Genomic DNA, 25,354 nt, shown 5'->3' on the forward strand with positions numbered 1-25,354 from the left:
CTCCAGGCTTTAGCCTTGTTGCTCCCTGAATTTATGGAGCAAGAGGCATGTGGACTTCAACGCAATATCGCCGGTTGGTGCGGGGCAGCGCCTGGTATGACTTGATCGTGACGGCGGCGTTTATCACGCCGTGGAGTTTTGCTGCGTTGCATGGGCTGCTGTTGAGTGTGAGTCAGGCTTTCGATTTGCCTGGAGAGCTTCCGGCGTTTGAGCCGATGCACATGCTGATGGCGAATCTGTTGGGGTCGATTGTGTGTGTCTGGGCGGTGCTGCGGATTCGTGATCCGCAGCAGGTGTTTGGGCGGTATGACGCAGTCGGCAGATTCCTGTTCTCTACTTGGCAGCTCTATGCCTTGCTCCACGGGGCCAGTTCATTGTTGGTGATTTTCCTGGTCTTTGAATTGGCGTGGGGCGTTGTTCAAGTGTTGCCTGTCAGGCAGTCATCGCGAGCAGGCTCGCTCCCACAGGGGAACGCTGTCTAATGTGGGACCGAGCCTGCTCGGGATGAGGCCGGCGCAGGCAACCACTAATGCCCAGCCCGCCACGGCTGCCCCAACGACACCGGCGCATACAACCGCGTGCGCACCGCATCCCGCGACAACAGCACCAACACCACAATCGTCGCGACATACGGCAGCATCGCCAGCAGACTCGACGGAATCGCCAGCCCCAACCCCTGCGCCACCAGGTGCAGGATGCTGGCGAGCCCGAACAGGTACGCACCCAGCAGCAATCGCCACACGCGCCAACTGGCAAATACCACCAGGGCCAAGGCAATCCAGCCACGCCCGGCGCTCATGTTTTCCGCCCACATTGGCGTGTAAGCCAGGGACAAATACGCGCCGGCCAAACCCGCCATTGCGCCCCCGAACAGCACCGCCAGCGCACGCACGCCCAACACTGGCAAGCCCATGGCGCTGGCCGCATCGGGGCTTTCCCCGGCGGCCTGAATGATCAGCCCGACACGACTTTTCAGGATCACCCACGCCACCAGCGCAAACAGTGCGAACGACAGATACACCAGCAGATCCTGCGCAAACAGCATCCGCCCGATCAGCGGAATCTCACTCAGCCACGGAATCGCTACCGGCTCAAAACCCGCCAGCGGTTTACCGACCCACGCCGCGCCGACAAACGTCGACAGCCCCACGCCGAAAATCGTCAGCGCCAATCCGGTGGCCACCTGATTGGCGTTGAACACCAGGGCCACCAGCGCAAACAACGACGACAAGAGCATTCCGGCGAGCATCGCCAGCAACACGCCGAGCCACAAGTTGCCGCTGTTCAACGCGACGATAAAACCGATCACCGCGCCAAACAGCATCATGCCTTCCTGGCCCAGATTCAGGACGCCGCTTTTCTCGCAGATCAATTCGCCCAGCGCCACCAACAGCAACGGCGTGCCGCAACGGACCATGGCGTAGAAAATATTACTCAGCAGATCGATATCCATCACAGCGCTCCTGCGTGTACGACGGTGGCTTGCGCGCGGCGAGTCCAGCGCAGGTTCAAACGCGGTCGGTAGAGAATCAGCACGTCACTGGCCAGCAGGAAAAACAGCATCATTCCCTGGAACAATTGGGTGATCGCTTGCGGCAGATTCATGCTCATCTGCGCGCTTTCGCCGCCGATGTACAGCAACGCCATCAGCAGGCTGGAAAACAGAATGCCGATGGGGTTGAGTCGCCCAAGAAACGCTACGGTGATCGCGGCGTAGCCATACCCCGGCGAGACTTGCGGCACCAGTTGGCCGATCGGCCCGGTGACTTCACACACCCCGGCCAGCCCGGCCAATCCGCCGCTGATCAACAGCGCCAGCCAGATCAGCCGCTTCTCGCGAAACCCGACGAAACCCGCCGCACGCTTGTCCAGCCCAAGCACTTTGATCTGGAAGCCGACAAAGCTTTTCTGCAATAAAACCCAGACCGCTACCAACGCGAGCAGGGCGAAATACACCCCGGCGTGAACCCGGCCGTCCTCCATCAACAGCGGCAAGCGGCTGGCATCGCCGAACATCGCCGATTCCGGAAAGTTGAACCCGGCCGGGTCCTTCAGCGGTCCATGCACGCAGAACAGCAGCAGGTTCAGCGCGATGTAATTGAGCATGATGCTGGTGAGGATTTCGTTGGCATTGAAATGCGTGCGCAACCACGCCGTCAGCCCGGCCCACGCGGCACCGGCCAGGGTGCCGACGAGCAGGATCAGCACCAGCGCCCAGCGACTTTGCATGTCGATGATGTTCACCGCCAGCGCACTGCCGGCCAGGGCACCGAGCAGCAATTGGCCTTCGGCGCCGATGTTCCAGATCCGCGCCTGATACGCCACCGCCAGCCCCAGCGCGCAAAGCAGAATCGGCAAGGCTTTGACCAACAACTCGGAGACACCATACAAGTCGCTGACCGGCGCGATCAGCAGGGTGTGCAGGGTGAGCAGCGGATCATGGCCCAGCGCAATAAACAGCAGCGAGCCGCAGCCCAATGTCAGGACGGCGGCCAGCAACGGCGAGCACCACAGCATCAGGCGCGATTGCTGGCCACGGGGTTCGAGAGAAAGCAGCATGGAAAACTCCGTTAAACCGTTGCGGATGCGAGTGATTGAGGGGCGTCAAACTGGCCGGCCATCCAGCCGCCGACATCGATCAGGCGGGTGTCGACCGTGGCCCTGAGCGGCGACAGACGTCCGCTGCACAAGGCGCCGAGGCGGTCGCTGATCTGGAACAATTCGTCGAGGTCTTCGCTGATCACCAGGATCGCCGTGCCGGCATCGCGCAGGGCAATCAGCGCACGGTGAATGGTGGCGGCGGCGCCGACGTCCACGCCCCAGGTCGGGTGCGCGGCCACCAACAATTTCGGTTGTTGAAGAATTTCACGGCCGAGGATAAATTTCTGCAAGTTGCCGCCGGACAGGCTGCGGGCCGGCGCTTGGGTATCGGGTGTCTTTACGCCAAAGCGTCGAATGATGTCTTGCGCCAACGCTTCGACTTTGGCGCGCTGAATCAGCCCGTTGCTGACCAGCCCTTGTTGAAACGCGGTGAGCAAGGCGTTGTCGGCGAGGCTCAATTCGGGCACCGCACCGTGGCCCAGCCGCTCGGCGGGAACGAACGAGAGACCGAGTTTGCGTCGTGCGTCGGGCCGCAAATCGGCGACCGGTTGCCCGCCAAAACTAATCGTCGCGTTGTGGTTTCGGCTCAACCGTTCTTCGCCGCTGAGCAAGGCCAGCAACTCATCCTGACCGTTGCCTGCAACGCCGGCGATACCGACGATTTCTCCGCTGCGCACGTCGAGGTCAATGTCCGTCAGGGAGCAGCCGAACGGGTCCGCGTTGTGCCACGACAAGCCGCTTACGTTCAAAAATCCATCACCGCCAATCACCTTTGGATAATCGGTAATCAGTTCGGCGGCCTCGCCCACCATCAGCGTTGCCATTTGCTGATCCGAACACTCAGCCGGCACGCAATGCCCGGCCACTCGACCGCCGCGCAGCACCGTGGCGCTGTGGCACAACGCGCGCACTTCACCGAGCTTGTGGCTGATAAACAAAATGCTGCAGCCCTCGGCCGCGAGTCGGCGCAGGGTGACGAAGAGTTCGTCGGCTTCCTGTGGTGTGAGCACCGAAGTCGGCTCATCGAGAATCAATAGACGAATGTCCTGCATCAGGCAGCGAATGATTTCCACCCGTTGCCGCTCGCCGATCGACAGGCTGTGGACAAGTCGCTCCGGTTCCAGCGCCATGCCGTAGCGCCGGGAGACTTCACGAATCTTTGGCTCTAGCTGTTTCGGCGTGCCGGCCGCCGCCCCCATCGCCAAGGCAATGTTCTGCGCCACGCTGAGTGTTTCGAACAGCGAGAAATGCTGGAACACCATGCCGATCCCCAGTCCGCGAGCCTGCGCCGGGTTGCGCATGTTCACGCGCTGGCCTTGCCAGATCATTTCGCCAGAGTCGGCATGGGTGACGCCGTAGATGATTTTCATCAACGTACTTTTTCCCGCGCCATTTTCACCGAGCAGGGCGTGGATTTCACCGGGAGCAATGTTCAGGTCGATGGCGTCGTTGGCCAGGCAGCCGGGGTAACGTTTGCTGATTCTGCGCAATTGCAGGCGGGGTGTTTGATCGGGGATCGGCGCGGGGTTGGGCATGACTGGCTCGGGTCGACAGGAGTTATGCCTGTGGATAAAGCAATTTCCTGGCCATTGAGTCAGGAAAGCCGAAAATCCTTGGTGGCAAAGGCATTGGGGGCAGGGCTTCGGCATTTTCGAATCCCGATCAGGCACTACTTGAGGGCAAAGTCTTTGATCAGGCTCTGATTTTGCTCGCTGGGAATTGGTCAAAAAACGATCAGTGCGCGGCGACCTATGCCGGGTATAGGGCTGCGCCAGCCATGAACGGGTTATCCACAGGTTGTTCCACAGTATTTGTGCGCAAGCCGAAAGCACGGGCATAAGCACTGTGCGGCTATCTTCTAAAGGTGATAACCGACGCTAACTGTTTGTTTTCCCGCGGAATTAGTCGTTGGTGTGGAAAATTGGACGAAAAATGAGCAAAGCCCGCAAAGCCGCATTACAGAAGGGTTACAGCAGGATATGCGCAGGTTATCCACAGCCGGGTGCACAGCAGATGTGGGCAAGTGAACAGGCTCTACGAAAGGGCATTGACCGTTGTTGGTGCGATCAGTGCTGCAACACAATGCGCCCGCGACTCAAGTCGGCGAGCTGCGTTTGCAAGGCAGCGATTTGCTCTTTGCCGATCGCCAATTGCAGTTCCACGCCATTGGCGGTGAAGGTTTCCTCCACCACCAAACCGCCCGACTCCGCGACGCGCAGTTTCACCAGCGCCAACTCGCCGAATGCACAGGCGCAGCTCACCGGTACCCGACTGATCAGCTCGACTTTCGCCGCGCCTTGCAGGCACTTGTTCGCGCCGCCGCCGTAGGCTCGGGCGAGGCCACCAGTGCCCAGTTGAATGCCGCCATACCAACGAATTACCAGCACCGCGACCTGATCGCAATCCTGCGCTTCGATGGCCGCCAGAATCGGTCGTCCTGCGGTGCCGCCCGGTTCGCCATCGTCGTTGCTGCGGTATTGATCGCCGAGCTTCCACGCCCAGCAATTGTGCGAGGCGTTCAAGTCGCTGTGCTGGTCAATGAATGCCTGGGCTTCCGCGGGGCTGGAGATCGGCGCGGCGAAGGTAATGAAACGGCTTTTGCGAATCTCTTCGCGGTATTCGCAAAAACCGCTGAGGGTAAAAGGCATAAGTGTCTTAGATAGCTGGCGTGAGGCCGCAGCCTTTGAGGATGATGCGGATCAGGTTGTTGCCGGCGTCTTCCATGTCTTGTTTGGTCAGCTTGGTGCGGCCGCTGACACGGCAGATCTGTGTGGCGAAGTCGGCGTAATGCTGGGTGCTGCCCCACAACAGGAAGATCAGGTTCACCGGGTCGACCGGGTCCATCTTGCCGGCGTCGATCCATGCCTGGAACACCGCCGCCCGACCCTGAAACCAGGCGCGATAGTCCTGGTTGAAATACTCGGTCAGGCATTCGCCGCCACTGATCACTTCCATGGCGAAGATTCGCGAGGCTTGCGGCTGGCGACGGGAGAATTCCATTTTGGCGCGGATGTAACGCGTCAACGCTTCGGCCGGATCATCCTCGGCGGTCAGGGTGTTGAAAGTGCTGTCCCACAACTGGAGGATGTTGCTCAACACCGCCACGTACAAACCGAGTTTGTTGGTGAAGTAATAATGCAGGTTCGCCTTGGGCAACCCGGCATTCAGGGCGATGGTATTCATGCTTGTGCCTTTGAATCCGTGACGGGCGAACTCGTCTTCGGCGGCTTTGATGATGGTCTCTTCGTTCTTCTGACGAATGCGGCTGGCAGGTTTGCCGCCGTGAGCGGGGACTTCAAAGGTCATAGGCACTTCCGGACAGGGTGGGTGGGTGCAACCAAATGCGTTGATAGCGCACCCACAGGCTCCAGACAAGTCCCGACGCGATAAAACCTGAACACCGCATCCCTGTGGGAGCGAGCCTGCTCGCGATGGCGGCTTAACATTCAGCATTGATGGTGGCTGAACTGACGCCATCGCGAGCAGGCTCGCTCCCACAGGTTCTTCGGTTGTTCAACGGGTCGCGGCCAGGCTTTCGAGGAAGCTTTCCAGCACCAAATGCGGGCGACGGCCCTTGCGCGTGACCGATGCGAGGCTCAAATCATAAAAACGCGCCTTGGGTTTCAGCGCGCGCAATCGACCTTGCTGCACCCAGAGGCTGGCGTAGTGGTCCGGCAGGTAGCCGATGTAGCGCCCGGTGAGAATCAGGAACGCCATGCCTTCGCGATCCGAGGCACTGGCAGTGCAATTGAGCGCCTGGTAGTGCGCCTGGATTTCTGCCGGCAAGCGGAAGGTCGGCGCGATGGCGTCCTGACTGTTGAGGCGCTCGTCGTCCAGCTGCTTGTCGTCGACATAAAACAAGGGGTGGCCGACCGCGCAATACAGCAGCGAGCGTTCGCTGTAGAGCGGCTGATATTCCAGCCCCGACAGCGCGCTGGCCTGCGGCACCACTCCAACGTGCAAGCGGCCGTCGAGCACGCCTTGTTCGACTTCATTGGGCGCGATCATGCGGATCTGAATCTGCACGTCCGGCCCGCGCTCCTTCAACTGCGCGAGGGCATGGGTGATGCGCATGTGGGGCAGGGTGACAAGGTTGTCGGTCAGGCCGATGGTCAATTCGCCGCGCAGATGCTGGTGCAGACCGTTGACCTCGGTGCGGAAACTCTCCAGCGCACTCAATAGCTGCAACGCCGATTGGTAAACCTCACGACCTTCTTCGGTCAGGGAAAACCCGGCGCGACCGCGTTGGCATAAACGCAGGCCGAGGCGCTGTTCCAGATCGCTCATCTGCTGACTGATGGCCGAGCGACCGATCCCCAGTACCGATTCCGCCGCGGAGAAGCCGCCGCATTCCACGACGCTGCGGAAGATCCTCAATAAGCGGATATCAAAGTCGCTGACTTGTGCGAGTGGATCGGGGCGGCGGCTGCTCATAGTTTAGTGCTGGCCTGACTGAACGTTAGAAAAGTTGGATTTCACCGACTTTATCCCCGTGGCAATTTAGCTGCAAGAACGCTTTTGATCTCTATGCCGCTTATTGCCCTGCGAGGTTTTGCCCATGAACTTGCCCGAAAACGCCCCGACTTCCCTGGCCAGCCAGCTCAAGCTCGATGCTCACTGGATGCCCTACACCGCTAACCGCAATTTCCAGCGCGATCCGCGACTGATCGTTGCAGCGGAAGGAAGCTGGTTGACGGACGACAAGGGTCGCAAGGTCTACGATTCGCTGTCGGGTCTGTGGACCTGTGGCGCCGGGCACACTCGCAAGGAAATCCAGGAAGCGGTTGCCAAGCAACTCGGTACCCTCGATTACTCGCCAGGCTTCCAGTACGGCCATCCTTTGTCTTTTCAACTGGCCGAGAAAATCACTGACCTGACCCCGGGCAATCTGAACCACGTGTTTTTTACTGACTCGGGTTCCGAGTGCGCAGACACGGCAGTGAAGATGGTGCGTGCTTACTGGCGCCTGAAAGGGCAGGCCACCAAGACCAAAATGATCGGCCGTGCCCGTGGTTATCACGGTGTGAACATCGCCGGCACTAGCCTCGGCGGTGTGAACGGCAACCGGAAAATGTTCGGTCAGGCGATGATGGACGTTGATCACTTGCCGCACACATTGCTGGCGAGCAATGCCTACTCCCGTGGCATGCCGACAGAGGGTGGAATCGCGCTGGCCGATGAACTGCTCAAGCTGATCGAGTTGCATGACGCTTCGAACATCGCAGCGGTGTTCGTCGAGCCAATGGCCGGTTCCGCTGGCGTGCTGGTTCCGCCGCAGGGCTACTTGAAGCGTCTGCGCGAGATCTGTGATCAGCACAACATCCTGCTGGTGTTCGACGAAGTGATCACCGGTTTCGGCCGTACCGGTTCGATGTTCGGCGCCGACAGCTTTGGCGTGACCCCGGACCTGATGTGCATCGCCAAGCAAGTCACCAACGGCGCGATCCCTATGGGCGCAGTGATTGCCAGCTCCGAGATCTATCAAACCTTCATGAACCAGGCGACGCCGGAGTACGCGGTCGAGTTCCCGCACGGTTACACCTACTCCGCACACCCTGTTGCTTGCGCCGCTGGCCTGGCCGCACTCGATCTTCTGCAAAAGGAAAACCTGGTGCAGAGCGTAGCTGAAGTCGCGCCGCATTTCGAAAACGCGCTGCACGGCCTGAAGGGCTCGAAAAATATCATCGACATTCGTAACTACGGCCTGGCTGGAGCAATCCAGATCGCACCACGTGACGGCGATGCCATCGTGCGTCCGTTCGAAGCGGGCATGGCGCTGTGGAAAGCCGGGTTCTACGTGCGCTTTGGCGGCGACACCCTGCAGTTCGGCCCAACCTTCAACAGCAAGCCGCAAGACCTTGATCGCCTGTTCGATGCGGTCGGCGAAGTGCTGAACAAGATCGACTGATTTTCCCCCTCTATATAGAGGCGCCCTTTAAAGGGCGCCTGTGGACAACTTTTCTGGAGCCCCGCATGAGCCTTATCCCGCATTTGATCAATGGCGAACTGGTGACCGAAGACGGTCGCACGGCTGACGTGTTCAACCCGTCCACCGGCCAGGCTATCCACAAGCTGCCGTTGGCCAGCCGCGAAACCATTCAGAAAGCCATCGACTCGGCCAAGGCTGCGTTCCCGGCCTGGCGTAACACGCCGCCGGCCAAACGTGCGCAGGTGATGTTCCGCTTCAAGCAATTGCTTGAGCAGAACGAAGCGCGCATCGCTCAGTTGATCAGTGAAGAACATGGCAAGACGCTGGAAGATGCGGCGGGCGAGTTGAAGCGTGGTATCGAGAACGTCGAGTTCGCTTGCGCCGCGCCGGAAATCCTCAAGGGCGAGTACAGCCGTAATGTCGGCCCGAACATTGATGCCTGGTCGGACTTCCAGCCGCTGGGCGTAGTTGCCGGTATCACGCCGTTCAACTTCCCGGCGATGGTGCCGCTGTGGATGTATCCACTGGCGATCGTCTGCGGCAACTGCTTCATCCTCAAGCCGTCCGAGCGTGATCCAAGCTCGACGTTGCTGATCGCTCAGCTGTTGATCGAAGCAGGTCTGCCTAAAGGCGTACTGAGCGTGGTGCACGGTGACAAGGCTGCGGTGGACGCGCTGATCGAAGCGCCAGAAGTCAAGGCGCTGAGCTTTGTCGGTTCGACGCCGATTGCCGAGTACATCTATGCCGAAGGCACCAAGCGCGGCAAGCGCGTTCAGGCACTCGGCGGCGCGAAGAACCATGCGGTGCTGATGCCGGATGCGGATCTGGATAATGCGGTCAGCGCACTGATGGGCGCGGCGTACGGTTCTTGCGGTGAGCGTTGCATGGCGATTTCGGTGGCCGTGTGTGTAGGCGACCAAGTGGCGGATGCATTGGTGGCCAAGTTGGTACCGCAAATCAAGGCGCTGAAAATCGGTGCCGGGACGACCTGTGGTCTGGACATGGGGCCACTGGTTTCCGGTCAGGCTCGCGACAAAGTCAGTGGCTATATAGAAGATGGCGTTTCTTCGGGTGCCTCCTTGGTTGTGGATGGTCGTGGTCTGAGCGTTGCCGGTCATGAGGAAGGCTTCTTCCTGGGTGGCTGCCTGTTCGATAACGTCACGCCAGAGATGCGCATCTATAAAGAAGAGATCTTTGGGCCGGTGCTGTGTGTCGTCCGGGTCAACAGCCTGGAAGAGGCGATGCAGCTGATCAATGATCACGAGTATGGCAATGGCACCTGCATCTTCACCCGTGATGGGGAAGCAGCGCGGTTGTTCTGTGACGAGATCGAAGTCGGTATGGTCGGCGTCAACGTGCCGTTGCCGGTGCCAGTGGCTTATCACAGCTTTGGCGGCTGGAAGCGTTCGTTGTTTGGCGATCTGCATGCGTATGGTCCGGATGGTGTGCGTTTCTACACCCGACGCAAAGCCATTACCCAGCGCTGGCCGCAGCGTGCGAGCCATGAAGCATCGCAATTCGCATTCCCTAGCTTGTAAGTAGAACGGAAGAAGGCCGAGCCCCTAGGGGCTCGGCCTTCGTGTTTTCGGGCTTTTTTGACCTATATGACAGAATTATGAAAATAGGAGTTGACGGCAGATTCTGGAAGTCTATAATTCGCCCCACTTCCGGCGCAGTCGAAACGGAAAACTCCTTGGTAAACAAAGAGTTACGCAGTTTTCGGCAGCGAGTTGCTTCAGGTCATCGAAGCCCAGAAGGAGTTGGTCAAGCGGGGTTGTAGGGCTTGATTGACGGTTCGATCTTCTCGGTCGAAAGCGGAGAAAAAGAGGTGTTGACAGCAGCGAGTAACGCTGTAGAATTCGCCTCCCGCTAACGAGAGATCGGAAGCGCAAGTGGTTGAAGTTGCAAAGGAAACTTTGAAAACTTCTGAAAATAACCGCTTGACAGCAACAGAGGCTGCTGTAGAATGCGCGCCTCGGTTGAGACGAAAGATCTTAACCAACCGCTCTTTAACAACTGAATCAAGCAATTCGTGTGGGTGCTTGTGGGGTCAGACTGATAGTCAACAAGATTATCAGCATCACAAGTTACTCCGCGAGAAATCAAAGATGTAACCAACGATTGCTGAGCCAAGTTTAGGGTTTCTTAAAAACCCAAAGATGTTTGAACTGAAGAGTTTGATCATGGCTCAGATTGAACGCTGGCGGCAGGCCTAACACATGCAAGTCGAGCGGCAGCACGGGTACTTGTACCTGGTGGCGAGCGGCGGACGGGTGAGTAATGCCTAGGAATCTGCCTGGTAGTGGGGGATAACGCTCGGAAACGGACGCTAATACCGCATACGTCCTACGGGAGAAAGCAGGGGACCTTCGGGCCTTGCGCTATCAGATGAGCCTAGGTCGGATTAGCTAGTTGGTGAGGTAATGGCTCACCAAGGCGACGATCCGTAACTGGTCTGAGAGGATGATCAGTCACACTGGAACTGAGACACGGTCCAGACTCCTACGGGAGGCAGCAGTGGGGAATATTGGACAATGGGCGAAAGCCTGATCCAGCCATGCCGCGTGTGTGAAGAAGGTCTTCGGATTGTAAAGCACTTTAAGTTGGGAGGAAGGGCAGTAAATTAATACTTTGCTGTTTTGACGTTACCGACAGAATAAGCACCGGCTAACTCTGTGCCAGCAGCCGCGGTAATACAGAGGGTGCAAGCGTTAATCGGAATTACTGGGCGTAAAGCGCGCGTAGGTGGTTTGTTAAGTTGGATGTGAAATCCCCGGGCTCAACCTGGGAACTGCATTCAAAACTGACAAGCTAGAGTATGGTAGAGGGTGGTGGAATTTCCTGTGTAGCGGTGAAATGCGTAGATATAGGAAGGAACACCAGTGGCGAAGGCGACCACCTGGACTGATACTGACACTGAGGTGCGAAAGCGTGGGGAGCAAACAGGATTAGATACCCTGGTAGTCCACGCCGTAAACGATGTCAACTAGCCGTTGGGAGCCTTGAGCTCTTAGTGGCGCAGCTAACGCATTAAGTTGACCGCCTGGGGAGTACGGCCGCAAGGTTAAAACTCAAATGAATTGACGGGGGCCCGCACAAGCGGTGGAGCATGTGGTTTAATTCGAAGCAACGCGAAGAACCTTACCAGGCCTTGACATCCAATGAACTTTCCAGAGATGGATTGGTGCCTTCGGGAACATTGAGACAGGTGCTGCATGGCTGTCGTCAGCTCGTGTCGTGAGATGTTGGGTTAAGTCCCGTAACGAGCGCAACCCTTGTCCTTAGTTACCAGCACGTCATGGTGGGCACTCTAAGGAGACTGCCGGTGACAAACCGGAGGAAGGTGGGGATGACGTCAAGTCATCATGGCCCTTACGGCCTGGGCTACACACGTGCTACAATGGTCGGTACAGAGGGTTGCCAAGCCGCGAGGTGGAGCTAATCCCAGAAAACCGATCGTAGTCCGGATCGCAGTCTGCAACTCGACTGCGTGAAGTCGGAATCGCTAGTAATCGCGAATCAGAATGTCGCGGTGAATACGTTCCCGGGCCTTGTACACACCGCCCGTCACACCATGGGAGTGGGTTGCACCAGAAGTAGCTAGTCTAACCTTCGGGAGGACGGTTACCACGGTGTGATTCATGACTGGGGTGAAGTCGTAACAAGGTAGCCGTAGGGGAACCTGCGGCTGGATCACCTCCTTAATCGACGACATCAGCTGCTCCATAAGTTCCCACACGAATTGCTTGATTCATTGAAGAAGACGATAAGAAGCAGCCCGAAATTGGGTCTGTAGCTCAGTTGGTTAGAGCGCACCCCTGATAAGGGTGAGGTCGGCAGTTCGAATCTGCCCAGACCCACCAATTTTGTGTGGGAAACGCCTGTAGAAATACGGGGCCATAGCTCAGCTGGGAGAGCGCCTGCCTTGCACGCAGGAGGTCAACGGTTCGATCCCGTTTGGCTCCACCACTAACTGCTTCTGTTGTTGAAAGCTTAGAAATGAGCATTCCATGGTGACATGGTGAATGTTGATTTCTAGTCTTTGGCTAGATCGTTCTTTAAAAATTTGGGTATGTGATAGAAAGATAGACTGAACGTTACTTTCACTGGTAACGGATCAGGCTAAGGTAAAATTTGTGAGTTGCTCTTAATTGAGTATTATCGAATTTTCGGCGAATGTCGTCTTCACAGTATAACCAGATTGCTTGGGGTTATATGGTCAAGTGAAGAAGCGCATACGGTGGATGCCTTGGCAGTCAGAGGCGATGAAAGACGTGGTAGCCTGCGAAAAGCTTCGGGGAGTCGGCAAACAGACTTTGATCCGGAGATGTCTGAATGGGGGAACCCAGCCATCATAAGATGGTTATCTTAAGCTGAATACATAGGCTTAAGAGGCGAACCAGGGGAACTGAAACATCTAAGTACCCTGAGGAAAAGAAATCAACCGAGATTCCCTTAGTAGTGGCGAGCGAACGGGGACTAGCCCTTAAGTGGCTTTGAGATTAGCGGAACGCTCTGGAAAGTGCGGCCATAGTGGGTGATAGCCCTGTACGCGAAAATCTCTTAGTCATGAAATCGAGTAGGACGGAGCACGAGAAACTTTGTCTGAATATGGGGGGACCATCCTCCAAGGCTAAATACTACTGACTGACCGATAGTGAACTAGTACCGTGAGGGAAAGGCGAAAAGAACCCCGGAGAGGGGAGTGAAATAGATCCTGAAACCGTATGCGTACAAGCAGTGGGAGCCCACTTTGTTGGGTGACTGCGTACCTTTTGTATAATGGGTCAGCGACTTATTTTCAGTGGCGAGCTTAACCGAATAGGGGAGGCGTAGCGAAAGCGAGTCTTAATAGGGCGTCTAGTCGCTGGGAATAGACCCGAAACCGGGCGATCTATCCATGGGCAGGTTGAAGGTTGGGTAACACTAACTGGAGGACCGAACCGACTACCGTTGAAAAGTTAGCGGATGACCTGTGGATCGGAGTGAAAGGCTAATCAAGCTCGGAGATAGCTGGTTCTCCTCGAAAGCTATTTAGGTAGCGCCTCATGTATCACTGTAGGGGGTAGAGCACTGTTTCGGCTAGGGGGTCATCCCGACTTACCAAACCGATGCAAACTCCGAATACCTACAAGTGCCGAGCATGGGAGACACACGGCGGGTGCTAACGTCCGTCGTGAAAAGGGAAACAACCCAGACCGTCAGCTAAGGTCCCAAAGTTATGGTTAAGTGGGAAACGATGTGGGAAGGCTTAGACAGCTAGGAGGTTGGCTTAGAAGCAGCCACCCTTTAAAGAAAGCGTAATAGCTCACTAGTCGAGTCGGCCTGCGCGGAAGATGTAACGGGGCTCAAACCATACACCGAAGCTACGGGTATCACTTAGGTGATGCGGTAGAGGAGCGTTCTGTAAGCCTGTGAAGGTGAGTTGAGAAGCTTGCTGGAGGTATCAGAAGTGCGAATGCTGACATGAGTAACGACAATGGGTGTGAAAAACACCCACGCCGAAAGACCAAGGTTTCCTGCGCAACGTTAATCGACGCAGGGTTAGTCGGTCCCTAAGGCGAGGCTGAAAAGCGTAGTCGATGGAAAACAGGTTAATATTCCTGTACTTCTGGTTATTGCGATGGAGGGACGGAGAAGGCTAGGCCAGCTTGGCGTTGGTTGTCCAAGTTTAAGGTGGTAGGCTGGAATCTTAGGTAAATCCGGGATTCTAAGGCCGAGAGCTGATGACGAGTGTTCTTTTAGAACACGAAGTGGTTGATGCCATGCTTCCAAGAAAAGCTTCTAAGCTTCAGGTAACCAGGAACCGTACCCCAAACCGACACAGGTGGTTGGGTAGAGAATACCAAGGCGCTTGAGAGAACTCGGGTGAAGGAACTAGGCAAAATGGCACCGTAACTTCGGGAGAAGGTGCGCCGGTGAGGGTGAAGCATTTACTGCGTAAGCCCATGCCGGTCGAAGATACCAGGCCGCTGCGACTGTTTATTAAAAACACAGCACTCTGCAAACACGAAAGTGGACGTATAGGGTGTGACGCCTGCCCGGTGCCGGAAGGTTAATTGATGGGGTTAGCTAACGCGAAGCTCTTGATCGAAGCCCCGGTAAACGGCGGCCGTAACTATAACGGTCCTAAGGTAGCGAAATTCCTTGTCGGGTAAGTTCCGACCTGCACGAATGGCGTAACGATGGCGGCGCTGTCTCCACCCGAGACTCAGTGAAATTGAAATCGCTGTGAAGATGCAGTGTATCCGCGGCTAGACGGAAAGACCCCGTGAACCTTTACTATAGCTTTGCACTGGACTTTGAATTTGCTTGTGTAGGATAGGTGGGAGGCTTTGAAGCGTGGACGCCAGTTCGCGTGGAGCCAACCTTGAAATACCACCCTGGCAACTTTGAGGTTCTAACTCAGGTCCGTTATCCGGATCGAGGACAGTGTATGGTGGGTAGTTTGACTGGGGCGGTCTCCTCCTAAAGAGTAACGGAGGAGTACGAAGGTGCGCTCAGACCGGTCGGAAATCGGTCGTAGAGTATAAAGGCAAAAGCGCGCTTGACTGCGAGACAGACACGTCGAGCAGGTACGAAAGTAGGTCTTAGTGATCCGGTGGTTCTGTATGGAAGGGCCATCGCTCAACGGATAAAAGGTACTCCGGGGATAACAGGCTGATACCGCCCAAGAGTTCATATCGACGGCGGTGTTTGGCACCTCGATGTCGGCTCATCACATCCTGGGGCTGAAGCCGGTCCCAAGGGTATGGCTGTTCGCCATTTAAAGTGGTACGCGAGCTGGGTTTAGAACGTCGTGAGACAGTTCGGTCCCTATCTGCCGTGGACGTTTGAGATTTGAGAGGGGCTGCTCCTAGTACGAGAGGACCGGAGTGGACGAACCTCTGGTGTTCCGGTTGTCACGCCAGTGGCATTGCCGGGTAGCTATGTTCGGAATAGATAACCGCTGAAAGCATCTAAGCGGGAAACTAGCCTCAAGATGAGATCTCACTGGGACCTTGAGTCCCCTGAAGGGCCGTCGAAGACTACGACGTTGATAGGTTGGGTGTGTAAGCGCTGTGAGGCGTTGAGCTAACCAATACTAATTGCCCGTGAGGCTTGACCATATAACACCCAAGCAATTTGACTACTCGAAAGAGCATCAGATTGCGGTGTGTGAAGACGAAACGAACCGAAAGTTCGAGATACTCGCAAAACACCGAAAGCTGTCACATACCCAATTTGCTGAAGCGAGACCAACAGGTCACGACTCAGTACCCGAATTTCTTGACGACCATAGAGCATTGGAACCACCTGATCCCATCCCGAACTCAGCAGTGAAACGATGCATCGCCGATGGTAGTGTGGGGTTTCCCCATGTGAGAGTAGGTCATCGTCAAGATTAAATTCCGAAACCCCAATTGCGCAAGCAGTTGGGGTTTTGTTTTGCCCGCAGGAAAGTTCGTACAGCAACATCGGACGGGTCCCGGCTGTCACAGTCTCCCGACAATGCTAAGGTTCGGCCCTAGCTTTTGTATTTTCCCAAGGAAGCCCTTATGCCGGACGCGACGTCCCTCAGTGCTGGTTTTATGGTGGTTCACGGTAATCGCCTGGACGAGTTACGCAGCCTGGTGGTCAGCTGGATGCGTCGCTACCCGCTGGCTCCCTTGGAAAATGAAATCGCCCTGGTACAGAGTAACGGTATCGCCCAGTGGCTAAAGCTGGCTCTGGCCGAAGACCCGGAAGACGACGACATGGGCGGCTGCGGAATTGCGGCAGCCATTGACGTTCAACTCCCGGGCAGCTTCATGTGGCAGCTCTATCGCATGGTTCTGGGGCGTGATGAGATCCCTGTCAAATCCCTGCTCGATAAGGCCCCACTGACCTGGCGACTGATGCGTCTGCTTCCGCAGTTGATCAATCAACCGCATTTCGAACCACTGCAACGCTTCCTTACCAACGACACCGATCTACGCAAGCGCTATCAGTTGTCTGAGCGGCTGGCGGATCTGTTCGACCAATACCAGGTATACCGGGCCGACTGGCTCGAAGACTGGGCGGAAGGTCGTCATCAATTGCGAAACGGCAGAGGCGAAGCCAAGCCCCTGACCCCAGCCAACTGCTGGCAGGCAGAGTTGTGGCGCGCTCTGTTGTTGGATGTGGGTGAGCAAGGCATGGCGCAAAGTCGTGCAGGTGTTCATCAACGGTTCATCGAACGTATCAACAGCCTCGACGTGGCACCCAGTGGTTTACCTTCTCGGGTGATCGTTTTCGGGATCTCCTCTCTCCCGGCGCAAGCCCTGGAAGCACTTGCCGGACTGGCCCGGTTCAGCCAGGTTCTGCTCTGTGTACACAACCCATGTCGTCACCATTGGGCAGACATCGTCGCCGATAAAGACCTGTTGCGACATCAATACAAGCGTCAGGCTCGCAAGAGCGGCATGCCAGTTGTGCTCGATCCGCAAACCCTTCACCAACATGCTCACCCGTTATTGGCGGCATGGGGCAAGCAGGGGCGGGACTACATCAATCTGCTCGACAGCTACGACGATCCAAACAGCTACCGCTCTGCATTTCGCGATGGGCGCATCGACTTGTTCAGCGATAGCCAGCCCCAGAACATGCTCAACCAGCTGCAGGACGACATCCTTGAACTGCGCCCCCTGAACGAAACTCGCGAGCGCTGGCCGGCTATCGATCTGCAACAGGACGAGTCGATTCGTTTCCACATCGCCCATAGCGCCCAGCGCGAAGTGGAGATCCTTCACGATCAGTTGCTCGCACGCTTCAGTGCAGATCCAGACTTGAAGCCACGCGACGTGATCGTGATGGTCCCGGACATCGACAGCTACGCACCGCATATCCGTGCAGTGTTCGGTCAACTTGATCGCTTCGATCCGCGCTTCATTCCCTTCACACTTGCGGACCAAGGCCAACGCGGTCGTGACCCGCTGCTGATTGCTGTCGAGCATCTGCTCAAACTGCCCGACAGCCGCTTCCCCGTCAGCGAGATCCTCGATTTGCTGGACGTTCCTGCACTGCGCGCTCGCTTCGGTGTCGAGGAGCGTGACCTGCCAACCCTGCACCGCTGGATCGAAGGCGCTGGTATTCGCTGGGGTATGAATGCCGAGCAGCGTGCGGGTTTGGGCCTGCCTGAAGAACTGGAGCAAAACAGTTGGCGTTTCGGCCTGCGCCGGATGCTCCTTGGTTATGCCGTCGGCAGCGCGACTGCCTGTGAAGGCATTGAGCCTTATGACGAGATCGGCGGTCTGGATGCTGCGCTCATCGGTCCTTTGGTCGCACTGCTGGACGCGTTGGAGATTGCCCACCAGGAACTGACTCAACCTGCATCGCCCAAGCAATGGGGCATCCGGTTGCAAGCGTTGGTGCAGCTATTCTTCCAGGCCAGTCATGAGCATGACGACTACTTGCTGGCCCAACTCGAAGAACTGCGGGAAACCTGGCTCGAGACCTGCGAGTCAGTCGGCTTGCTTGATGAGCTGCCGTTGACCGTGGTCCGTGAAGCCTGGCTGGCAGGCCTCGATCAGGGCCGCCTGTCCCAACGTTTTCTGGCCGGAGCGGTTAACTTCTGCACCTTGATGCCTATGCGAGCGATCCCGTTCAAACTGGTGTGCCTGCTCGGGATGAACGACGGAGATTACCCGCGAGCGCAACCGCCGCTGGACTTCGACCTTATGGGCAGCGATTACCGCCCAGGTGATCGTTCCCGGCGCGAGGATGACCGCTATCTCTTGCTGGAAGCCCTGTTGTCGGCACGTGACCAACTCTATATCAGTTGGGTCGGCCGCAGCATTCGGGACAATAGTGAGCGCCCGGCCTCGGTGCTGATTGGCCAGCTCCGCGATCACCTTGCAGGTGGCTGGCGATTACAAGCCGACAGTGAAAAGCTGCTTGAGGCCATGACTCAGGAACACCCACTGCAACCCTTCAGCGCCCGCTATTTTCATGAAGGTGACGACCTGTTCAGCTTCGCAAACGAGTGGCAGGTGCTTCATCAAGACAGTGAACAGTCGGCTGATATCCAGGCTCTCGATGCCTATGTTCAAGAAGAGCCGCTGAGCCTCGGTCAATTGCAGGATTTCCTGCGCAATCCCGTGCGGCATTTTTTCAGTCAGCGACTCAAGGTGTTCTTTGAAGCGGCTGAAGCCCCCTTGGCTGATGAAGAGCCCTTTGTACTCGACGCTCTCCAACGCTATAGCCTCAGTGACAGTCTGCTCGAAGCGGCGCTTGGGCAACTGGATCACGCCGATCATGCGCTTGAGGCCCAGGCAAAACGTCTGCAAAACAGTGGGCTCTTGCCCATGGCCGGTTTTGGCGAATGTCTGCAGCGAGAATTGATCGAGCCATTGCCGGATCTGTTGCAGCGCTACCAACAACTTCTGGCGTTGTGGCCGACACCGCTCACCAGCGCGTTGCCAGTCAACCTGGAACTGGAAGGTCTGCGCCTGGAAGGCTGGCTCAGTGGCCTGCATCAACGTGCGGACGGCGGCTTGCTGTCGGTCACCACGATTCCGAATAGCATCGGTTCGATCAAGACCCGCAAGTGGCATCGTCTTACGCGACCTTGGGTCAATCACTTGGTCGCTTGCGCCAGCGGCATGTCGATGACCACCGCGTTAGTGGCCAGTGACGACAGTCTGCTACTGGCCCCTTTGGAGGAGGGGGCAGCGCGTCATGCCTTGAGTAATCTGTTGCAAGCCTGGCAAACGGGCATGCGCCAACCCCTTCCGATTGCTGTGAAAACCGCCTTCGCGTGGCTCTCTCAAACTGACCCGGTCAAAGCCAACGCCGCCGCTCGTAAGGCCTATGAAGGCGACGGTCAAACCACCGACGGCGAACGCCGCGAAAGTCCGGCACTCGCCCGGCAATTTGCCGACTATGACGCTTTGACCGCCGACGAGACCTTTCCCGATTGGTGCAATGCTTTGTACAAACCGATGCTTGAAGCCCCTTGGCGTTCATTGACCAGCGAGGAGGCGCGCTCATGACCACGAAGACACCGCTGGCCCTGGCATTCCCCCTGAGCGGCAGCCAACTGATCGAAGCCAGCGCCGGTACTGGCAAGACCTTCACCATTTCCGCCCTGTACCTGCGTCTGGTCCTCGGTCACGGTGGCGAATCGAGTGGGTTCGGGCGTGAACTGTTGCCGCCGCAAATCCTCGTTGTAACGTTCACCGATGCCGCGACGAAAGAGCTGCGTGAACGTATTCGCACCCGTCTTGCCGAAGCGGCGCGATACTTTCGTGATGAGACCGAGGCACCCGATAGCCTCATCGCTGATTTGCGTGATCAGTACCTTCCCGAACAGTGGTCCGGTTGTGCAAACCGTTTGGACATTGCTGCGCAGTGGATGGATGAAGCTGCCGTCTCGACCATCCACAGTTGGTGCCAGCGCATGTTGCGCGAGCACGCATTCGACAGTGGCAGCCTGTTTACCCAGACCCTGGAAACCGATCACAGCGATTTGCTGGGCGAAGTCCTGCGCGATTACTGGCGGCTGTTCTGCTACCCGATGCAGGGTGATGCGCTGAGCTGGGTGCGGGGTAATTGGGGTGGGCCGGCGGCGTTATTGCCGCGTGTACGCAGTTTGTTCGCCAGCGAGCGTGACAGCGTTGAAGGTAAAGCGCCGGCAGATCTGATCACCGAGTGCTTGCAGGAACGGCGAATAGCCTTGCTTGAACTCAAGATGCCTTGGCGCCAATGGGCGGATGAGCTGCTTGCCATCTGTCATCAAGGTGTTGCGAGCAAAAGCGTCGACGGTCGAAAGATGCAAGCCCGTTATTTCGAACCCTGGTTCGAAAAACTCAAAGCCTGGGCCGAAGATGAGTCCCTCGAGCAACTGGATATCGGCACGGGCTTCACTCGCCTGACGCCTGACGGTATGGCCGAAGCCTGGAAAGGCGAAGCCCCCAGTCATCCGGGGCTGGACGCGATGCCTGGGCTCAAGGCCAGCCTCGACGGATTGCCAACCCCCGACGCTGCCGTTCTGCAGCATGCCGCTCAGTGGGTCGGTGCTCGGTTTGAGGAAGAAAAGCGTCGCCGCGCGGAGATGGGCTTCGATGACATGCTGTTGCGCCTTGATGCCGCTTTGCAATCCGATGGCGGCGAACGCCTGGCGACCCTGATTCGCGAGCAGTTTCCGGTGGCGCTGATCGATGAATTCCAGGACACCGATCCGGTGCAGTACCGGATTTTCGAAAGCATTTATCGCATCGAAGACAACAACCCCGAATGCGGGCTGTTTCTGATCGGCGACCCCAAGCAAGCGATCTACGCGTTCCGCGGTGCCGACATCTACACCTACCTGCGCGCCCGTCAGGCCACCGCCGGACGTCTGCATACCCTGGGTACGAACTTCCGTTCCAGCCATGGCATGGTCAGTGCGGTTAACCATGTGTTCGAGCGCGCCGAGTCTCGTGAGCTGGGACGAGGTGCGTTCCTCTTCCGTGAAAAGAGTGGTGAGAATCCGGTACCGTTTCTGCCCGTCGAATCCCAAGGGCGCAAAGAAGTGCTGCACATCGATGGCCAGCTCGTGCCCGCCCTGAACATCTGGCACTTGTCCGCCGATCAGCCACTGTCCGGCGCCGATTACCGACAACAACTCGCCGCTGCCTGCGCCAGTGAAATCACCGCATTACTCAATGGCGGCCAGGAAGGTCGGGCAGGTTTCACAGAGAAGGACAAAGCCTTCAAAGGCCTGCTGCCAGCGGACATCGCGATCCTGGTTCGCGACGGCAAAGAAGCCCAGGCCGTGCGCGGTGAACTGTCTGCACGCGGTGTGCGCAGCGTTTATCTGTCGGACAAGGATTCGGTATTCGCCGCTCAAGAAGCCCACGACCTGCTGACCTGGCTCAAAGCCTGCGCCGAGCCGGATGTCGAGCGGCCGCTGCGAGCCGCGCTGGCCTGCATCACGCTGAACCTTTCCCTGGCGGAACTGGAGCGACTGAATCAGGACGAACTGGCTTGGGAAGCGCGGGTCATGCAGTTCCGCGGTTATCGTGAGCTGTGGCGCAAGCAAGGCGTGCTGCCAATGCTGCGGCGCTTGCTGCATGACTTCCAGTTGCCTCGATCACTGATCGCGCGCAGCGACGGCGAACGTGTACTGACCAACTTGCTGCACCTGTCCGAATTGCTGCAACAAGCCGCTGCCGAGCTTGATGGCGAGCAAGCGCTGATTCGTCATCTGTCCGAGCATCTGGCATTGTCCGGTCAGGCCGGCGAAGAACAGATCCTGCGTCTGGAAAGCGACGAGCAACTGGTCAAGGTCGTGACCATTCACAAGTCCAAGGGGCTTGAGTATCCCTTGGTGTTTCTCCCGTTCATCTGCTCGGCAAAACCCGTGGATGGCAGCCGTCTGCCGCTGCATTATCACGATGCACACGGCAAGGCGCAGGTGACCTTGAAGCCGACTGCCGAGTTGATCGCCCAAGCCGATGATGAGCGTCTGGCCGAGGATCTGCGTTTGCTCTATGTCGCCCTGACCCGGGCGCAACATGCCTGTTGGCTCGGCGTGACCGATCTCAAGCGCGGCAATAACAACAGCTCGGTGCTGCACCTTTCTGCGTTGGGTTACTTGCTAGGCGGCGGTTCCCCCCTGGCCGAATCTGCAGGATTGAAACGCTGGCTCGAAGACCTTCAACAGGATTGCCCGGCACTTCTTTACGGTGATATGCCGCAAGCAACGGCCGAGCATTACCATCCCCCACGCAATGACGCGAGGTTGCTTGCGCCGCTGATACCCAAGCGCGAGGCCAGCGAAAACTGGTGGATCGCCTCGTACAGTGCCTTGCGCATCGGCGACAGTCTGAGCGTGGGCAGTGACGAAGCCCCGGAGAACCCGCAAGCGCAAAAGCTCTTTGACGACGAACGTCTCGATCCGGAGGCGCCACGAGAAGTGGCCGCCGGTGGTGCCGATATCCATCGATTCCCCCGTGGCCCGAACCCCGGCACCTTTCTCCATGGTTTGCTGGAATGGGCCGGTGATGAAGGTTTTTCTGCTGCTTCGCAAGTCGTGGAAGACGCCATTGCCCGTCGCTGCAATCGCCGTGGCTGGGAAGGCTGGATCACCACGCTGAGCGACTGGCTGCAACACTTGCTCAAGTCTTCGTTGCACCTCGGCGGGGGGCAGGCTCCGGTGGTGTTCGAGCAGCTCACCCAATACCGCGTCGAGATGGAATTCTGGTTCGCCAGCCATAAAGTCGACGTGCTCAAGCTTGATGAGCTGGTGCGTAAACATACCCACAACGGCGTCGCCCGGGTGGCCGCTGAGCCGGTATTGCTCAACGGCATGTTCAAGGGCTTCATCGACCTGACGTTCGAGCACGACGGCCGATATTACGTCGCCGACTACAAATCCAACTGGCTGGGGCCCGATGACGCGGCTTACACCGAACAGGCCATGGAACAGTCGATTCTCGACAATCGTTACGACCTGCAATATGTGTTGTACCTGTTGGCCCTGCATCGCCAGCTCAAGGCGCGGCTTGCCGACTACGATTACGACCGGCATGTCGGTGGCGCGCTGTACCTGTTCTTGCGCGGCACGCGGGCATCCACCCAAGGCGTGTATTTCGCCCGTCCACCCAGAGAGCTGATCGAGCATCTGGATCGTCTATTTCAGGGCAAAGCAGAACCGAAGGCCGAACCCGCCTGGGAACAGGGAGTACTGCTATGAGTCGCACCTTCGCCGATTTGCTGCCCACGCCATTGGCAGCCGAAAGCCTGGCGGATCTGGCGCCCCTGAGCCGCGCCGATGATTTGTTGCTGTTGCTGACGCGCTGGGTGGAGCGCGGCTGGCTGCGAGCACTGGACAAGGCCTTCGTTGCCTTCCTCCACGAACTGGCCCCCGACGATGATCCCTTGGTGTTGCTCGCCGCCGCATTGACCAGTCACCAATTGGGTCACGGCCATGTCTGCCTGGACCTGTTCGAGACGCTCAAAGCGCCGGATTTCGCCCTGTCGCTGCCACCCGAAGGCGATCTGCAAAGTGGCGCGATGTTGTTGCCGTCGCAATTACTTGAAGCGCTGGACGGCGCCCATTGGTGCAAGGTCCTGGCGTCCAGCCGTCTGGTGGCGCTGGCCGTCGATGGTCGTGAGGCTGCGCAATCCCGGCCCTTGGTTTTATCGGGCAAACGCCTGTATCTGCGTCGCTACTGGGTTTACGAACGACGCATCGACAATGCCCTGCGCCTGCGCCTGGCTGAACACGAAACAACGCCGAATGATTTACTCCTACGCCTGACAGGTTTGTTCGGTCCAGCCCAATCCGGCGACGTGATCGACTGGCAAAAACTCGCTTGTGCCCTGGCGACCCGCAGTGCGTTCAGTATCGTCACCGGCGGCCCGGGGACCGGCAAGACCACCACAGTCGTGCGGTTGCTGGCATTGCTCCAGGCCCCAGCGGTGGAAGCTGGCAAACCGCTACGCATCCGTCTTGCCGCTCCCACCGGCAAAGCGGCGGCGCGGCTGACAGAGTCCATCAGCCAGCAAGTCCGGACGCTGGAAGTCGCTGAAACCGTCAGAGGCAAGATCCCGTCTGATGTCACTACCGTGCACCGGTTGCTTGGCAGTCGCCCCGGCACCCGACACTTCCGTCACCATGCCGGTAATCGCTTGCCACTGGACGTACTGGTGATAGACGAAGCCTCGATGATCGACCTGGAAATGATGGCCAACCTGCTCGATGCGATGCCGGCCCATGCCCGGCTGGTGTTGCTCGGTGACAAGGACCAGTTGGCATCGGTGGAGGCCGGTGCCGTGCTGGGTGATCTTTGCCGCGATGCCGAGGCCGGCTGGTACAGCCCGCAGACCCGCCAGTGGCTGCAGTCGGTCAGTGGTGAAAGCCTGGGGGCCAGCGGTTTGCAGGAAGACGCTGACGGAACACACCCCTTGGCCCAGCAAGTCGTGATGCTCCGTCACTCACGTCGGTTCGGTGAGGGCAGCGGCATTGGTCAGCTGGCCCGATGGGTTAACCAGCAGCAGCCGGAAGAAGCCCGCCAGTTGCTGACTGCTCGAAGTCACGACGATGTGTTTTCCCTGCCCCTCAAGGGCGAGCAAGACCGGGCGTTGGAACGCTTGTTGCTTGAAGGCCATGGCGACGGGCCGCAAGGTTATCGTCACTATTTGAGCCTTCTTCGCAGCCAACGGCCACCGCTTGACAGCCTGCTCGAAGATTCACGCTGGACCGATTGGGCGCGTCAGGTGTTGCAAGCCTTCGACGCCTTCCAATTGTTATGCGCCGTACGCAAAGGGCCGTGGGGCGTGGAGGGGTTGAATCAACGTGTGACCGCCGCGCTGCTCAAGGCTCGACTGATCGACAGTGACCAGCAGTGGTACGAAGGCCGACCCGTTTTGATGACGCGCAATGACTATGGCCTGGGTTTGATGAACGGCGACATCGGCATTGCCCTCAAACTGCCGGAACGTGACGGGCCCGTAGCAGGGAAGCACGTGCTGCGTGTCGCGTTTCCGCGCAATGACGGCCAAGGCGGTGTGCGATTTGTTCTACCCAGTCGACTCAACGATGTCGAAACGGTTTACGCCATGACCGTCCACAAATCCCAAGGCTCGGAGTTTGCCCATACGGCGTTGATTCTGCCGGATGCCCTCAACCCTGTGCTCACCAAGGAATTGATCTACACCGGGATTACCCGGGCCAAGAACTGGTTCACCCTGATCGAACCTCGTGCCGGGGTGTTTGAGGAGGCGGTGCGGCGCAAGGTCAAGCGCTTGAGCGGGTTGATGCTGGAGTTGGAAGATGGGATCGATACGAGCCATTGAAAGGGTGGCGCTGGACGACGGAAACTGTCCGAAGTGCCGTAG

Annotated in this window: 12 protein-coding genes, 2 tRNA genes and 3 rRNA genes; 11 read left to right on the top strand and 6 right to left on the bottom strand. The window is 57.9% G+C overall.

Features of this window, described 5'->3' with window-relative positions; genetic code table 11:
* Positions 1-47: 47 nt before the first annotated feature.
* Positions 48-482, top strand: coding sequence for a hypothetical protein (locus tag ACYZT8_RS03360; protein WP_461979236.1), 435 nt, complete (start codon positions 48-50; stop codon positions 480-482).
* Between the two features lie 44 nt (positions 483-526).
* Here ACYZT8_RS03360 and ACYZT8_RS03365 read toward each other — a convergent pair whose 3' ends face one another.
* The 6 genes from ACYZT8_RS03365 to ACYZT8_RS03390 form a co-directional block, all read right to left on the bottom strand.
* Positions 527-1,453: an ABC transporter permease gene (locus ACYZT8_RS03365; protein WP_461979238.1), complete on the bottom strand. Its 927-nt coding sequence runs from the start codon at positions 1,451-1,453 to the stop codon at positions 527-529.
* The gene (locus tag ACYZT8_RS03370; protein ID WP_461979240.1) at positions 1,453-2,559 is read right to left on the bottom strand and encodes an ABC transporter permease; all 1,107 of its coding nucleotides are present in this window, start codon (positions 2,557-2,559) and stop codon (positions 1,453-1,455) included. Before ACYZT8_RS03370 ends, ACYZT8_RS03365 begins: the two co-directional genes overlap by 1 nt.
* Positions 2,560-2,570: 11 nt before the next feature.
* Positions 2,571-4,136, bottom strand: coding sequence for an ABC transporter ATP-binding protein (locus tag ACYZT8_RS03375; RefSeq protein ID WP_461979242.1), 1,566 nt, complete (start codon positions 4,134-4,136; stop codon positions 2,571-2,573).
* Between the two features lie 531 nt (positions 4,137-4,667).
* A complete protein-coding gene (locus ACYZT8_RS03380) occupies positions 4,668-5,249 on the bottom strand; it encodes an IMPACT family protein (protein WP_461979244.1) in 582 nt (193 codons plus the stop codon).
* 7 nt (positions 5,250-5,256) lie between these two features.
* Complete coding sequence (locus tag ACYZT8_RS03385) at positions 5,257-5,907, bottom strand: TetR/AcrR family transcriptional regulator (RefSeq protein WP_109627829.1); 651 nt, start codon at positions 5,905-5,907, stop codon at positions 5,257-5,259.
* Positions 5,908-6,114: 207 nt separating this feature from the next.
* Positions 6,115-7,035, bottom strand: a complete 921-nt coding sequence (locus ACYZT8_RS03390; RefSeq protein WP_008006295.1) for a LysR family transcriptional regulator — start codon at positions 7,033-7,035, stop codon at positions 6,115-6,117.
* A gap of 124 nt (positions 7,036-7,159) precedes the next feature.
* On the opposite strand from ACYZT8_RS03390, the gene aptA reads away from it, so the two are divergent.
* From aptA to recD, 10 genes are all read left to right on the top strand, one after another.
* Positions 7,160-8,509 (top strand): omega-aminotransferase AptA, encoded by a 1,350-nt coding sequence (aptA, locus tag ACYZT8_RS03395; protein ID WP_208670133.1) that lies wholly within the window; start codon positions 7,160-7,162, stop codon positions 8,507-8,509.
* A 65-nt stretch (positions 8,510-8,574) separates the two neighbouring features.
* On the top strand, positions 8,575-10,068 hold the full coding sequence (locus ACYZT8_RS03400; RefSeq protein ID WP_461979247.1) for a CoA-acylating methylmalonate-semialdehyde dehydrogenase: 1,494 nt from the start codon (positions 8,575-8,577) through the stop codon (positions 10,066-10,068).
* A gap of 627 nt (positions 10,069-10,695) precedes the next feature.
* Positions 10,696-12,234: ribosomal RNA gene (locus ACYZT8_RS03405) — 16S ribosomal RNA — on the top strand.
* An 82-nt stretch (positions 12,235-12,316) separates the two neighbouring features.
* A tRNA-Ile gene (locus ACYZT8_RS03410) sits at positions 12,317-12,393 on the top strand.
* A 30-nt stretch (positions 12,394-12,423) separates the two neighbouring features.
* A tRNA-Ala gene (locus tag ACYZT8_RS03415) sits at positions 12,424-12,499 on the top strand.
* 248 nt (positions 12,500-12,747) lie between these two features.
* Positions 12,748-15,639 (top strand): 23S ribosomal RNA (locus ACYZT8_RS03420).
* A 159-nt stretch (positions 15,640-15,798) separates the two neighbouring features.
* Positions 15,799-15,914: ribosomal RNA gene (gene rrf / locus ACYZT8_RS03425) — 5S ribosomal RNA — on the top strand.
* The 16S, 23S and 5S rRNA genes sit together here with 2 tRNA genes alongside, the layout of an rRNA operon.
* A 154-nt stretch (positions 15,915-16,068) precedes the next feature.
* Positions 16,069-19,521: an exodeoxyribonuclease V subunit gamma gene (gene recC / locus ACYZT8_RS03430; protein ID WP_461979249.1), complete on the top strand. Its 3,453-nt coding sequence runs from the start codon at positions 16,069-16,071 to the stop codon at positions 19,519-19,521.
* The gene (gene recB, locus ACYZT8_RS03435; RefSeq protein ID WP_461979251.1) at positions 19,518-23,207 is read left to right on the top strand and encodes an exodeoxyribonuclease V subunit beta; all 3,690 of its coding nucleotides are present in this window, start codon (positions 19,518-19,520) and stop codon (positions 23,205-23,207) included. Before recC ends, recB begins: the two co-directional genes overlap by 4 nt.
* Complete coding sequence (gene recD / locus ACYZT8_RS03440) at positions 23,204-25,312, top strand: exodeoxyribonuclease V subunit alpha (protein WP_461979253.1); 2,109 nt, start codon at positions 23,204-23,206, stop codon at positions 25,310-25,312. Before recB ends, recD begins: the two co-directional genes overlap by 4 nt.
* The last annotated feature ends 42 nt before the right edge of the window (positions 25,313-25,354 follow it).

The organism is Pseudomonas sp. LB3P93 (genome assembly GCF_054898025.1).